Here is a 14,024-nt window from a genome sequence, read left to right on the forward strand (position 1 = left end):
CAGTACCGTAAGAAGTTCCGCAGCGATCACCCGGTATCGGGTGCCGAGCGTAAGCACTCTAACGGGATACTCGCGTCGGTGTGCGAGTGCGTATCCGTGGCTCTTGCTGATGCCGAGCGCTCGACTCGCTGTCTGTAAGTCCACAGTTGGGCCCGATGCGAGCAGCTCGGCCGCGAGGCCCGCTACCTCTTCGATTCGCGCTTCCATTACGGCTATTCCCCTCAGTCTTTCGAGTCCTAGTGCGGAACTCAGTTCCGTTGTGTACCTTGAAATCTATCCAATCGCTTGCAGTCTGGCTATGCGCCATGTCAATTTCCATTTCGCACATTTTGGCTCACCCTGCGGATAAACCGTGAACCACAGGGTCAGCGGACCGCATGTATTCCTTCCACGCTGGACGTTACGAATCGGGGCATGACCAAATGAGCGGCAGAGTGTATCGACGGTGTGGATGCCGAACAACGGAGGGCAAGCTGGCCGGCGCGAGCTGCCCGACGCTGACATCGAACACCAAGCATGGGACGTGGACGTTCGCAGTTGACGTGCCGACCCTAGACGGACGTCGAAAGACCATGCGGCGAGGCGGTTTCGTCACCAAGCGAGCGGCGCAATTGGAATTGAACGCGGTCACTCAACGAACGGGCACCAGCGTCAAGAACGACGACCGAGAGACGGTCGGCGCTTACCTCACGGGCTGGCTCGCAGACAAGAAACGCACACTCAAGCCGTCGACACACTTCGGTTACAGCGAGTACGTCACGAAACGAATCATCCCGGCGATCGGCAGCAAGCGGCTGGAGAAGCTCAGGCACGAAGACGTCGTCGCGTTCATCGGCCTGCTCGAGGAGCAAGGGCGTGGACCCGCAACGATCTCGAAGATTCTCGCGGTCCTTCGCTCGGCACTGTCGGACGCTGTGCGGACGAAGCGGTTGACGCACAACGCGGCTGAGCATGCTCGATCGACCGCGGTGGTTCGGACAGAGGTTTCACCGTGGTCAGTTCAGGAGGCCGTGGTCTTCTTGGACCACGTCAACGGCGCGCCGCCGTGGCGTGTCGATCCGATGTCCGCGATTTTCGAGGTCATCATCGGTACCGGCCTTCGGCGCGGCGAAGCACTGGCGTTGGAGTGGGACGATGTTGACTTCGAGGCCAGGGAGCTTCGGGTCAGACGCACGTTGTCCGACGTAGGCGGGCACCTGGTCGTCGGGGCACCCAAAACGCGGTCGAGCGCTGCAGGCGTCGGGCTATCGAGCCGAACGATCGCGGCGCTCGAGCGGCAGCGCTGGCGTCAGCAAGTCGACCGAGTGAAGTGGGGCGCGGGGTACGCGGATCGTGGTCTCGTCTTTGCCCGGGAAGACGGTGAGTATCTGAGACCTGAGAAGGTGCTGCACCGGTTCCGTGACCTCACCCGCGACGCGGGACTACCCGAGTGCCGTCTTCATGACCTTCGTCACCTCGCCGCCACGCTGATGTTGATGAACGGGGTCCCCCTCGCGCTGGTGTCGAAGACTCTGCGTCACTCACAGGTATCCATCACGGCCGATCTGTACGGCCATCTGACGCCTGAGGCTGCCCACGCTGCGGCAGATGCGCTGGGTACGGCACTGGATGTGGCCGACGCGGAAAGGTCAGCCGAGAAGCAAGCTCGTGAGCGCGGTGCGACCACATTGCGACCACATCAGCCGGCCTGACGCTCACCGGAGCAGGACGTGAAGAAGCCCCTCACCGGATCTTGCTGGTGAGGGGCTTTCGTTCTCTGAGCCGCCTAAGAGAATCGAACTCTTGACCTTTTCATTACGAGTGAAATGCTCTACCGACTGAGCTAAGGCGGCGTGCCTTTCGGCGTTGGTGAGTCTAACGGAGCATCAGGTCGAAACGAAAATCGCCTCCCCTGACGGTCAGCCGGCGAGACCGAGTCCTTCTGCCGGGCCGCTGAGGATCGACTTGACGTGCCTGGTCAGATCGTCGGCGAGCACTTCGGTCTCGCCGGCCTCGACGGCGTCGAGCACCTGGCGCACCACATCACGTGGGTCGTTCTTCGGCACGTTCAGCTCGGCGATCATGTCGGTGTCGGTGTACCCCAGATGCACCCCGACGACGAGGGTTCCCTGCGGTGCGAGCTCGAGGCGAAGCGAGTTGGTGACCGACCAGATCGCCGCCTTCGACGCCCCATAGGCACCCGCGCCGCCGAGCCACGACAGCACCGAGTGGATGTCGACCAAGGCCCCGCCACCGTTCGCCTTCAGGATCGGGGCGAACTCCTGCGCAATTCGCAGCGCGCCGAACACGTTGGTCTCGAACACCGCCCGAATGTCGTCGATCGACGTCGTCAGCAGAGGTGTAGTACCCGGCGCACCGGCGTTGTTGAACACGATCGATACGTCGGACGCGATATCACCAAGCGCTGCAACGGAATCGGCGTCGGATACATCGAGGGCAACCGGCACCACCCGAGGATCGGAGTCCTCGCGCGGGTTCCTCGCCGTCGCGTAGACCTTCGCGGCCCCACGCTCGAGCAACGCGTCGACCGTCGCTTTGCCCAGACCGCGCTGACCGCCGGTCACCAACACGGTTGCTCCTTGAATCGACACCATGGCCGTCACCTTTCGAGACAGAGGTAAAATACATTTGCTTCTGTCATTCATAGTTGACCAGTACGACATAGTCAAATAGGGTTCGCATATGTCACTGACTCCGACGGAGCGCTTCCGCCTCGCGCCTGCACCCGACGGCTTACAGGTGGTTCAGAATCTGCTCAACACGCGAGCCATCGACGCGTACGACCTTCCCGACCTCATCGCAGACGGCGAGACAGCGTCGTCTACCTGGGGGACGCCTTTGTCGGACGATGACGCAGCCGCGCTACGGATAGTGCGATCCGATGTGGAAGCGGCCATTGCAGGCGATATGGCTGCAAGGCCGGCCGTCCGAGTCGAGCTCGTTCCGGACACCGACGGCACGGTACGACTCTCGCCCACCGGCACCGGGGCCGCCTACATCGCGTCGCAGATCTGGTCCGAAGTGCTTCTCGCACAACGGTCCGACACGTGGCGTCGGCTCAAGCGATGCAAGAACGAGGCGTGCGGATCCGCCTTCTACGACCGCTCACGCAACAACAGTGGCGTCTGGCACGACGTGAAGACCTGCGGCAACGTTGCCAATCTTCGGGCTTCACGGGCACGCAGGAAGGCACAGGACTAACGCAGCACGTCACCCAGCGTCGCAACCATCGCGTAGATGGCGAACTTCGGTTTTGCATTGACCGCCAACGACTCTCGGCATTCGAGGATCGCCTCGATGCTCTTCAGCAGCGCCTCGGGCGACACCGCTTTCGCCATCCGCTCGACCTGCTCGGCCATGTCGGGGTGCGTCGCCGTGGCGGTCGATCCGTACGAGCGGGCGAGCGCATCTCGATACAGGCCCACCAGATCCATCAATGCGCGATCGAGTGAATCGCGACCGGTTCTGGTGGCACGGGACTTCTGCCGCTTCTCGAGGTCCTTGAGCACCCCTGCCGACCCGCGCAACGCGCCCGCCGCACCCTTACCGGTACCGCCCGCACCGAGGGCCGTTCGCAACTCCTCGGTTTCGGCCTCGTCGCGCGAGGCACTCATCTCCTTGGCCTCGTCCTCGGCGGCCTTCACGAGTTCCTCGGCCGCGAGGTACGCCTGATTGGGCCGAGCTGCAGCCGACGCCAGAGCCAGTGCACGCTTACGGCGCGATCGCGCGTCCTCGTCGGTGGCGAGTCGACGCGCTCTGCCCACGTGGCCGCCGCTGATCGACGCGGCCCACTCCGCCGTCTCGGCGTCGAGCTCGTCACGGGTCTGCAGCACCTGCGCGATCGCCGGCACCGTGGGAGTGACCAACGAGACGTGACGGCACCGCGAGCGCAGAGTCACCGAGATGTCCTGCGGATCGACCGACGGCGCACACAGCAGGAACACCGTCCGCGCCGGCGGCTCCTCGACGACCTTCAGCAACACGTTTCCGGCGCCTTCGGTGAGTCGATCGGCGTCTTCGACCACGACCACCTGCCACAACCCGGTGCTGGGTCGACGCGAGGCGATGGAGACGATGTCGCGCATCTCCTTGGTGCTGATGCTCAATCCCTCGGGCACGACGCGTCGCACATCGCCGTGAGTTCCGGCCATGGTCGTCGAGCACGCCTGACAGTGCCCGCACCCGGGAACACCCTCGGTGGTGCACTGCAACGCCGCCGCGAAGCACAGGGCCGCAATGGAACGGCCGGATCCCGGCGGGCCGGTGAACAGCCACGAATGCGTCATCGCCGACGAGTCGACGCCGGTGCGAGCGGCCACCGCTGCAGACGTCAGATCGGCCTCGACATCCTCTTGACCGACCAATCGATCGAACACACCCGCCATGCACGCAACCCTAGTGGTTGGGGCCGACAACCCGAACCCGCGAACTCAGAGGGCTACTCGCTGTCGGTCTTCTTGGCCGGGGCCTTCTTCGCGGCGGTGGTCTTGGTGGCAGTGGTCTTGGCGGCCGTCTTCTTGGCAGCGGCCTTCTTCGCCGGTGCTTTCTTCGCTACGGCCTTCTTCGCCGGAGCCTTCTTGGCCGGAGCCTTCTTCGCTGCGGCCTTCTTCTTCACCGGTCCGCGAGCACGCCTGTCCGCCAACAACTCCGACGCGCGGTCATCGGTGATCGATTCGACCTCGTCGTCCTTGCGCAGACTCGCGTTGGTCTCGCCGTCGGTGACGTACGGCCCGAAGCGACCGTCCTTGATCACCATCGGCTTCTCACTGATCGGGTCGACGCCCATCTCGCGCAGCGGTGGCTTGGCTTCACCCTGACGACCCCGACGCTTGGGCTCGGCGTAGATCTTGAGCGCCTCTTCCAGCGAAACGGTGAACATCTGATCCTCGTCGGCGAGCGAGCGAGAGTCGGTGCCCTTCTTCAGGTATGGGCCGTATCGACCGTTCTGCGCGAGGATCTCTTCCTTGGACTCCGGATCGACTCCGACGACGCGGGGAAGCGAGAGCAGCTTGAGTGCATCCTCGAGCGTGATGGTCGCCAGATCCATGGACTTGAGCAGAGAACCGGTGCGCGGCTTGGGGCCGGTCGCCTTCTTCGCGGCAGCCTTCTTGGCCGGTGCCTTCTTGGCTGCAGCCTTCTTCACCGCAGTCTTGACGCCGCCGCCACCGTCACCGTCATTACCGGACGGGATCGGCACGATGTCGGGCTGAGGCGGCGTCGGCTCGGGTTCCGGCTCGGGCAGGATCTCGGTGACGTACGGCCCGAAACGGCCTTCCTTCGCGACGATGTCGTGGCCGGTCAACGGATCGACGCCGAGCTTGCGGCCCTCTTGTGGTGTGGCGAAGAGCTTTTCGGCGAAGTCGAGGGTCAGCTCGTCCGGCGGCAGATCGTCGGGCAGATTGGCGCGCTGGCTGATCGGGTCGCCGTCTGGATCGTCGTCGTTCTTGACCATCCGTTCCAGGTACGGACCGTAACGGCCTACGCGCACATGGATTTCGCGTCCCTCGGAGTCGTCGAACAGACGGATCGAGTTGATGGTGCGCGCGTCGATCTCCTCGAGATTCTGGCCCACCATCTTCTTCAGGCCACCGGAGCGCGCCACCGAGCCCTCTGCACCGGTCTCGCCGCCGAAGTAGAAATTCTGCAGCCAATCGCCTCGTCGCTCACGGCCTCCCGCGATCGCGTCGAGATCGTCTTCCATGCCGGCGGTGAAATCGAAGTCCACCAGACGCCCGAAGTGCGCTTCAAGCAACGCAATCACCGAGAACGCCACCCACGACGGCACCAGAGCACTGCCGCGCTTGTAGACGTAACCGCGGTCGAGAATGGTCTTGATGATCGACGAATACGTCGACGGCCGACCGATTCCCAGCTCTTCGAGCGTCTTGATGAGCGACGCCTCGGTGAATCGAGCCGGCGGGTTGGTGGTGTGACCGTCGGGATCGAGCTTGGTGGCCGTCACTGCCTGGCCGGCCTTCAACGCGGGCAGACGTGACTCGGCGTCGTCGGTCTGACCGCCCGCCTCGTCGTCGACGCTCTCGACGTACGCCTTGAGGAAGCCGGCGAACGTGATGGTGCGGCCCGACGCGGAGAACGTGCATTCCTCACCGGTGCCTGCGGTTCCGGTGATGCGCAGCGTCAGCGTGGTGCCGCGCAGATCCGCCATCTGCGACGCCACGGTGCGCTGCCAGATCAGCTCGTACAGCCGGAACTCGTCGGTCTGCAGCGCAGAGTGCAGCTGACCGGGAGTCTGGAACACGTCACCGGCGGGGCGGATGGCCTCGTGCGCCTCCTGCGCGTTCTTGACCTTGCGGGTGTACTGCCGCGGAGTCGGATGCACGTACTCGGGGCCGTAGAGCTCGGTCGCTTGCGCCCGTGCCGCGGAGACCGCCGAAGCGGACAGCGACGTCGAGTCGGTACGCATGTAGGTGATGTAGCCGTTCTCGTACAGACGCTGCGCCACACGCATGGTCCGTTCGGAACTGAACCGCAGCTTGCGGCCGGCCTCCTGCTGCAGTGTCGACGTCATGAACGGCGGGTACGGCTTGCGGGTGTACGGCTTGTCCTCCGCCGACGCGACCGTCAGATCGACGCCTTCGAGAGCCTCGGCGAGGCGTCGGGCACGCGGTTCGTCCAGCACGGTCACGGACTCGGTCTTGAGCTTGCCGTCGGCTCCGAAATCGCGGCCGGCGGCGACGCGATTGCCGTCGACATTGACCAGCCGGGCTCCGAAACTGCGGGGGCTCGCCTCGGCACCGGCGTCGAGCGTGGCCGAGATGTCCCAGTACTCGGCGCTGCGGAATGCCATCCGCTCGCGCTCACGCTGGACGATGATGCGGGTGGCGACGGACTGCACTCGGCCTGCCGACAGCTTCGGCATGACCTTCTTCCACAGCACCGGGCTCACTTCGTAGCCGTAGAGACGGTCGAGGATACGACGGGTCTCCTGGGCATCGACCAGGTCTTGGTCGAGGTCGCGAGTGTCGGCGGCGGCCGCGAGGATCGCCGGCTTGGTGATCTCGTGGAAGACCATGCGTCGAACAGGGACTTTGGGGTTCAGGGTCTCGAGGAGATGCCAGGCGATGGCCTCACCCTCGCGGTCGGGGTCAGTGGCGAGATACAGCTCGTCGGCGTCTTTGAGCAGGCTTTTCAGCTCTGCGACCTTGCCCTTCTTCTCGGGCGAGACGACATACAGGGCCTCGAAGTCGTGGTCGACGTCCACGCCGAGACGCGCCCAGGGCTCACCCTTGTACTTTGCGGGGACGTCCGCGGCACCGCGGGGAAGGTCGCGAATATGGCCGACGGAAGCCTCGACGACGTAGTTGCTTCCGAGGTACGGGGCGATCTTCTTTGCCTTGGTCGGAGACTCGACGATGACCAGACGACGCGGCTCGGCGGAGCTGTCCCCCGTGCCGTTCTTACGTGCTGCCACCTTGCTGCCGAACCTTCCCTAGTGCGTTTTCACAGGCAGATTTGCCTGTCCCACTACTAACAGACTGACATACGTCGGCCAAATACTCGCAGATCAGTCACAGATCGTTCTACTCGGCGTGGGGCCAATTGGTACGTGCGTCCACGTTCTGTGGAGCCTCGCCGACGTTCTCGGTGAGCCGCAGCAGCCGGCGTCGACCGGTGATTCGGAGGCCCGGATTGGATCCACGCGTGCCGATGAGCGTCGGCGCGATACCCGCGCGCATCAGCGACTGAGCGAGGACGGCGTGAGTGTCCGGCGCATGGGGATCCAGGCCGAGCACGTACCGCTCTCCCTCGGCCTCGGGCCGACCCGACGCGAGCACCCAGGCGCGCAGTTCGCGAGAACCCGGTACCCAACCGGGCGGGACGGCCTTGACAGCGCCCTTGGTCCACAGAGACGCCAACGCGGACAGTTCGGGCACCGACGCGGTACGCACCAGTGGCCTGTCCTCTTCCGATCGACCGAGCTCCGGCGTCAGACCACATTGCTCGATGAGTTCGGCGATGGCATCCGCGCGCCACTGCGCGTCGACCACGACGGAAATTCGGGCCGCACCCGCGGAGGTGACGACATGGCCGGTGGCAGCCAGCAGCCCACTGAGATCGGTCACCGCGGGCGGCAACGACTCGGCGGAGAAGAAGGACAGCTGGTTCACAGCATGGACATTAGGACATCGGCGCCCGCGCTCACGGCTTTCGACGCTCCCCGGTGGTTCGCGGAAACGAAACATCCCCCTTTTCTATCGGCCCTGTACGACCGATAGAAAAGGGGGATGACGGTTCTCGACTCCGAAAAGAAGAGAATCAGACTGCGCGAACGCCCGTTGCCTGAGGACCCTTGGTGCCCTGGCCGACCTCGAACTCGACGCGCTGGTTCTCCTCGAGGGTGCGGAAGCCGCTGCCCTGAATCTCGGAGTAATGGACGAAGACGTCAGCGGAGCCGTCTTCTGGTGCGATGAATCCAAAGCCCTTTTCGGCGTTGAACCACTTCACAGTTCCCTGAGCCATGCTTTTCCTTCTCTTTCTACCAGATTCGATGGAGCGCACTTTCGGTCCATCGGGCCGGTTCCGACCGCTGCACTTTCCAACAATCCCCCTCAGGATTCCCCCTGGCGGACGAGCTCTTCCAGTACCGCGCCCGCAACGATAGATCCTGCGAGCGTAGAACGAACACAGAAGCTGCGACCGGGTCAAGTGAACCATGAGTTCCGCGTTCGCAACAGTCGAAAGTCGACCGTTTTCGAACATTTTGTCCGTGTTGTCGAAACGGACAACATCGGACAGGTGAATAGCCGCTTTCACCAGGGCACGAAGGAGCCCAGCAGGGTCCGCGCTAGCATGAGGATCCCAGGTCGCGAAGAGCCCGATGGCACTTGTAGATCGAACGAATGCATGGAGACCGGCAGTGAGCGAGAAACATCCGCTGGGTGGTGCGGATGCCGGGAGTTACGGGCAGCGGTTGCTGGATCGAGTGTTGGCGGGATCGCCCGCGAGCGAGAGCCCGTTGACCCACGTCGCCGAACTGCCGGCACGGGCCTCGCAGTTCGCCTCCTGGCCGTCGTGGGTGGGCCCGGAAGTGGTGCAGGTGATCACCTCTCGCGGGATCGCACAACCGTGGACGCATCAAGCACGTGCGGCAACACTCGCGGCCGAGGGCAATCATGTGGTGCTCTCGACGAGTACCGCGTCGGGCAAATCGCTGGCGTATCAACTCCCGATTCTGACGACACTCTCTGCCGATGCCCGGGCAACCGCGCTGTATCTGGCTCCCACCAAGGCACTCGGTGCCGATCAGCTGCGCACCACGATCTCGATCACCGACGAGTTACGTTCGCTATCAGTCGAACTCGCCGAAGTGTTCCCCAGCGCGTACGACGGCGACACGCCGATCGAGATACGTCAGTGGGCCCGCGCCAATGCGCGGTGGATCTTCACCAATCCCGACATGCTGCATCTCGGCATCCTCGGCTCGCACGAGCGGTGGTCGCGGTTCCTCCGCAACCTTCGCTACGTGGTGGTGGACGAATGCCATTACTACCGTGGCGTTTTCGGATCCAACGTGGCATTGGTGCTCCGCAGGCTACGACGCCTCTGCGCACGGTACGGAGCATCGCCGGTATTCGTTCTGGCCAGTGCGACGACATCCGAACCGGGGCGAGCCGCCAGTCGCCTCATCGGAGCGCCGTGCGAGGAGATCACCGAAGACGGATCCCCGCACGGAGCGCGCACCGTCGCACTGTGGGAACCGCCGCTGCTCAAGGAGATCACCGGCGAAAACGGCGCTCCGGTAAGGAAATCCGCCGGAGCCGAGGCGTCGCGCATCATGGCCGATCTACTGGTGGAGGGCGCGCGAACTCTGGCATTCGTGCGGTCCAGGCGCGGAGCCGAGGTGACCGCGCTGGGTACCCAGAGAATTCTCGCCGACGTCGACCCGCAATTGGTACGACGCGTCGCCGCCTATCGCGCAGGGTATTTGGCCGAGGATCGGCGCAAGCTGGAATCCGATCTGTCCGACGGCACACTGCTCGGCGTCGCCACCACCAATGCGCTCGAATTGGGCGTCGACATCGCGGGATTGGACGCGGTGATCGTCGCAGGCTTCCCCGGCACCGTCGCGTCGTTCTGGCAGCAGGGCGGCCGGGCCGGACGACGCGGGGAGGGCTCGCTGCTGGTGCTCGTTGCCCGTGACGATCCCCTCGACACCTACCTGGTGCATCACCCGGCTGCTCTGTTGGACAAGCCTGTCGAGGCCACCGTCACCGATCCCACCAACCCCTACATTCTGGCTCCGCAATTGCTCTGCGCTGCAGTCGAACTGCCGATCACCCTCGTCGAGGCCGAAGAACTGAACGCCGAATCGGTACTCGAAGAGCTCGAGCTGAAGGGCTACGTGCGCAAGCGCCCACACGGGTGGTTCATCACGCCCGAAGGACAGCAGCTCTCGCCGCACGGTGCGGTGAACATTCGCGGCGGCACCGGGGTGCAAGTGGCCATCGTCGACGGTGAGTCGGGCCGCATGCTCGGCACCGTCGACGGGGGTAGAGCTCCTGCCACCGCCCACCCCGGTGCGGTGCATATTCACCAGGGTGAGTCGTTCGTCGTCGACGAACTCGATCTCGATGCCGGGCTCGCACTGGTGCACGCCGAACAACCCGAGTGGAACACCTCGGCCCGCGAGATCACCGACATCTCGATCACCGCAGTGCACGAATCCACCGATTACGGCGAGGTAACCGTCGCGTTGGTGCAGGTGAATGTGACGCATCAGGTCGTCGGGTATCTGCGACGCCTGCTCTCGGGCGAGGTTCTCGATTCCATCGAACTCGACATGCCCGCGCAGACACTCGACACGAGAGCCGTCATGTACACCATCACCCCGGAGTTGTTGGAGCACAGCGGAGTTCCGTACGAACGATTCCCCGGATCGCTGCACGCAGCAGAACACGCCGCCATCGGACTACTGCCCCTGGTGGCGACCTGCGATCGCTGGGACATCGGCGGAGTCTCGACGGCACTGCACCCCGACACCGGCCTACCGACCGTCTTCGTCTACGACGGATACGACGGCGGAGCAGGCTTCGCCGACCGCGGTCACGTGGCCATCGCCGACTGGCTCACCGCCACGAAAGACGCCATCGTCTCGTGCGAATGCCACACAGGCTGCCCCTCCTGTGTGCAATCCCCCAAATGCGGAAACGGCAACGATCCACTGGACAAGGACGGTGCCGTTCGAGTGCTGACCGCGGTGTTGACGGCCATCACTCGCGAGGGGTGAGCGGCTGGGTTCAGCGGCAACGGCAAACGCGCGCGCATTCGCTGAACGCGAGCGAAATAGGCTGCTGGGCGGGGCAATTCCGCGCGCCCCTGGCAAACGCGCACGCATTTGCGGTGGCTGGGCGGGCGATAGCCGCCCTGCTGCGTAGCGAGGGCCGGTTCCACAGCCGATGCTACGACGGTTCCGTTCTGTTGCGAATGGACAGGGCCGCAGCGGACGACCGGATGTGTTCTTCGGCCGACTTCATTGCGAGTTCCGCATCACCGGCTTCTACGGCGACCAGAATCTGCCGATGTTCGGCCTTCAGCGTGTCGGCCACCGAGTCCCAATCCTCGATCTCCAACAGCGCGGTGAGGATGGGCGCACGCATCGATTCCCGGATTGCCGCCGTGAGGGAGGCAACGAAGTCGTTGCCCGAAGCCTCGGCCAAGGCGATGTGAAAGTTCGTGTCGGCGTCGTTGAAGGCCTCTCGGGTGACACCCCGCGCTTCCATGATTTCCACGGCGTCCCTGGCCTGCGCAAGCTTGTCCTGATCGGGCGCCACCGCGGCGAGGTGAACACTTGCCCGCTCGAGAGCCACCCGCGTGCTGATCAAATCGTCGATCCGAAAGTTGGCCAGCGCAACGTGCAGGCGAAGGAGACGTGTGAGGGCCGGCCGCGGCAGAGCCGCAACGAAGGTGCCGGCTCCGGGACCCGAACCCGGTGACGACCGGAGAATTCCACTGCTTTCGAGGACGCGCACCGCTTCACGGATCCCGGCGCGGCTGACGTCGAGCTGCGCTGCGAACTCCCGCTCGGGCGGCAGCGGATCTCCGACGCGCAGGTCACCCGCCATGATCCGCTCCTCGATTGCGTCGATGACCAGCTCGTGCGCGCGGGCGCGCCGGACCGGCTTCCACGGAAGCGGTTCGTTCTGCGCCCGTCCAGCGTCGTCAGCCATACCGGTCATCCAACCAGAAGAAGGTCTGTGCCTTTAGCCTCTTGACCCCATCGAGTGTGATCCATACCATTCTTCATGTGGTCAGACCTCACACACCTTGAAGGTCTCGAATGGAGTAGCTGTGTACACACCCGATCTCGAACCGCTCGCGGGCAGCATCGGATTGTCCGCCGCGGTGGCGTGCCTGCCGCTGCTGACGGTCTTCGTCACGCTGGGCGTTCTCCGCTGGAAGGCCCACTTTGCCGGTCTGGCCGGGCTCGCCGTCGCATTGGCGGTGGCAGTCCTTGCGTACGACATGCCGGTGAACCTCGCCGGACTATCGGCCACCCAGGGGTTCGGCTTCGGGTTGTTCCCGATCGTGTGGATCGTGATCTGCGCGATCTGGTTGTACGAGTTGACCGTGGCGAGCGGCCGATTCGACGACCTACGTCGAATCATCGACTCCATCTCGGACGATCCCCGAATCCAGGCCATCATCATCGCGTTCGGCTTCGGTGGACTGTTGGAAGCGCTCGCCGGATTCGGTGCCCCGGTCGCCATCACGGGCGTCATGCTTCTGGCCATCGGTTTCGCTCCGATGCGCGCAGCCGTTGTCGTACTGATCGCCAACACCGCCCCGGTTGCCTTCGGTGCCATCGGTATTCCGATCCTCACCGCCGGAAACCTGACTGGCATCGATTACCACGAGATCGGTGCGTACGTGGGCCATCAGACCCCGTTCATCGCGCTGTTCGTGCCGCTGTTCATCGCTTTCCTGACCGACGGTCGACGCGGCGTCGCACAGACGTGGCCGGTTGCAGTGGCCGTCGGTGTCGTGTTCGCAATCGCTCAGTGGGTCAGTGCAACCTGGATCTCGGTCGAATTGACCGACATCATCGCCTCGCTCGCAGGCATCGCCGCAGCAGTGGTCGTACTCAGGTTCTGGAAGCCTGCCGGATCCGATGCGGCCCGCGAACGCCTCCTGCTGGCCCGCGATGCCGACTCCGATTCCGGAAGCTCGGGCACTGCCCCGGTCACGCCTGCACCCGTCGCAACCCTCACCGTCGAAGCCGCACCACTGACGGCACAGCGTGTCGTGCTCGCACTGTTTCCGTACCTTTTGGTCATCGCAGTGTTCTCCGTGGCCAAACTGTGGTCGCCGGTCACCAAGTTCCTCGCGTCGACCGACATCGCTGTTCCGTGGCCCGGCCTCGACGGCAACATCCTCACCGCCGCTGGTTCCCCGGCCACCACCACCATCTACAAGTTCACCTGGCTGTCGACGCCGGGAACTCTGCTCCTGATCTGCGGCGTCATCGTGGCCGCCGTCTATCGCGTCAGCGCTCCCGACGCCGCGCGGCTGTTCGGCAGCACCCTGATCAAACTCCGCTTCTCCGCACTCACGGTCGGTGCAGTCCTTGCGCTCGCCTACGTGATGAACCAGTCGGGGCAGACCATCACCATCGGCACCTGGATCGCAGGCACCGGCGCATTCTTCGCCTACCTCTCCCCGATTCTGGGGTGGCTGGGAACTGCGGTCACCGGTTCGGACACCAGCGCGAACGCCTTGTTCGCGACGCTGCAGCAGACTGCAGCGATCAACGCCGGCATCGACCCGACCCTGCTGGTGGCCGCCAACACCTCGGGTGGTGTGGTGGGAAAGATGATCAGCCCGCAGAATCTCGCCATCGCCGCAACCGCGGTGGGTTTGGTCGGGCGAGAGTCCGAGATCTTCCGAAAAGTCATCTGGTGGAGTCTCGGCCTGCTGCTTGCCATCTGCCTCTTGGTCGGACTGCAAAGTTCGGTACTGGCCTGGATGCTCCCCTGACCCGTCGTCGCCCCCCACTCACCGCAACT

Annotated in this window: 10 protein-coding genes and 1 tRNA gene; 4 read left to right on the forward strand and 7 right to left on the reverse strand. The window is 64.3% G+C overall.

What is annotated here, in order from left to right:
- The first annotated feature begins 422 nt into the window (after positions 1-422).
- Complete coding sequence (locus R4P57_RS24865; protein ID WP_317805539.1) at positions 423-1,691, forward strand: tyrosine-type recombinase/integrase; 1,269 nt, start codon at positions 423-425, stop codon at positions 1,689-1,691.
- A gap of 68 nt (positions 1,692-1,759) precedes the next feature.
- Here R4P57_RS24865 and R4P57_RS24870 read toward each other — a convergent pair.
- Together R4P57_RS24870 and R4P57_RS24875 are read right to left on the reverse strand one after the other, a co-directional pair.
- Positions 1,760-1,832, reverse strand: a tRNA-Thr gene (locus tag R4P57_RS24870).
- 66 nt (positions 1,833-1,898) lie between these two features.
- Positions 1,899-2,594 carry an SDR family oxidoreductase gene (locus tag R4P57_RS24875; protein WP_317805540.1) on the reverse strand — a complete coding sequence of 232 codons (696 nt, stop codon included), beginning with the start codon at positions 2,592-2,594 and terminating at the stop codon, positions 1,899-1,901.
- 88 nt (positions 2,595-2,682) lie between these two features.
- On the opposite strand from R4P57_RS24875, the gene R4P57_RS24880 reads away from it, so the two are divergent.
- On the forward strand, positions 2,683-3,201 hold the full coding sequence (locus R4P57_RS24880; RefSeq protein ID WP_317805541.1) for a CGNR zinc finger domain-containing protein: 519 nt from the start codon (positions 2,683-2,685) through the stop codon (positions 3,199-3,201).
- Here R4P57_RS24880 and R4P57_RS24885 read toward each other — a convergent pair.
- The 4 genes from R4P57_RS24885 to R4P57_RS24900 all read right to left on the reverse strand — a co-directional run bounded on the left by R4P57_RS24885 (position 3,198) and on the right by R4P57_RS24900 (position 8,481).
- Complete coding sequence (locus R4P57_RS24885; protein ID WP_317805542.1) at positions 3,198-4,385, reverse strand: DNA polymerase III subunit delta'; 1,188 nt, start codon at positions 4,383-4,385, stop codon at positions 3,198-3,200. The genes R4P57_RS24880 and R4P57_RS24885 overlap by 4 nt on opposite strands.
- Before the next feature lie 53 nt (positions 4,386-4,438).
- Positions 4,439-7,432 carry a type I DNA topoisomerase gene (gene topA, locus R4P57_RS24890; RefSeq protein WP_317805543.1) on the reverse strand — a complete coding sequence of 998 codons (2,994 nt, stop codon included), beginning with the start codon at positions 7,430-7,432 and terminating at the stop codon, positions 4,439-4,441.
- Between the two features lie 109 nt (positions 7,433-7,541).
- On the reverse strand, positions 7,542-8,129 hold the full coding sequence (locus R4P57_RS24895; protein WP_317805544.1) for a hypothetical protein: 588 nt from the start codon (positions 8,127-8,129) through the stop codon (positions 7,542-7,544).
- Positions 8,130-8,277: 148 nt separating this feature from the next.
- The gene (locus tag R4P57_RS24900) at positions 8,278-8,481 is read right to left on the reverse strand and encodes a cold-shock protein (RefSeq protein ID WP_005248460.1); all 204 of its coding nucleotides are present in this window, start codon (positions 8,479-8,481) and stop codon (positions 8,278-8,280) included.
- Between the two features lie 397 nt (positions 8,482-8,878).
- Here R4P57_RS24900 and R4P57_RS24905 point away from each other — a divergent pair, with 397 nt between their 5' ends.
- Complete coding sequence (locus R4P57_RS24905) at positions 8,879-11,248, forward strand: DEAD/DEAH box helicase (protein ID WP_317805545.1); 2,370 nt, start codon at positions 8,879-8,881, stop codon at positions 11,246-11,248.
- A gap of 172 nt (positions 11,249-11,420) precedes the next feature.
- Here the strand turns inward: R4P57_RS24905 and R4P57_RS24910 are convergent, their stop codons facing one another.
- A complete protein-coding gene (locus tag R4P57_RS24910; protein WP_317805546.1) occupies positions 11,421-12,188 on the reverse strand; it encodes a FadR/GntR family transcriptional regulator in 768 nt (255 codons plus the stop codon).
- A 121-nt stretch (positions 12,189-12,309) separates the two neighbouring features.
- Here R4P57_RS24910 and R4P57_RS24915 point away from each other — a divergent pair, with 121 nt between their 5' ends.
- Positions 12,310-13,995 (forward strand): L-lactate permease, encoded by a 1,686-nt coding sequence (locus R4P57_RS24915; protein WP_317805547.1) that lies wholly within the window; start codon positions 12,310-12,312, stop codon positions 13,993-13,995.
- Positions 13,996-14,024 lie beyond the last annotated feature (29 nt).

This window comes from Rhodococcus sp. IEGM 1330, assembly GCF_033142445.1.
Taxonomy (GTDB): Bacteria; Actinomycetota; Actinomycetes; order Mycobacteriales; family Mycobacteriaceae; genus Rhodococcoides.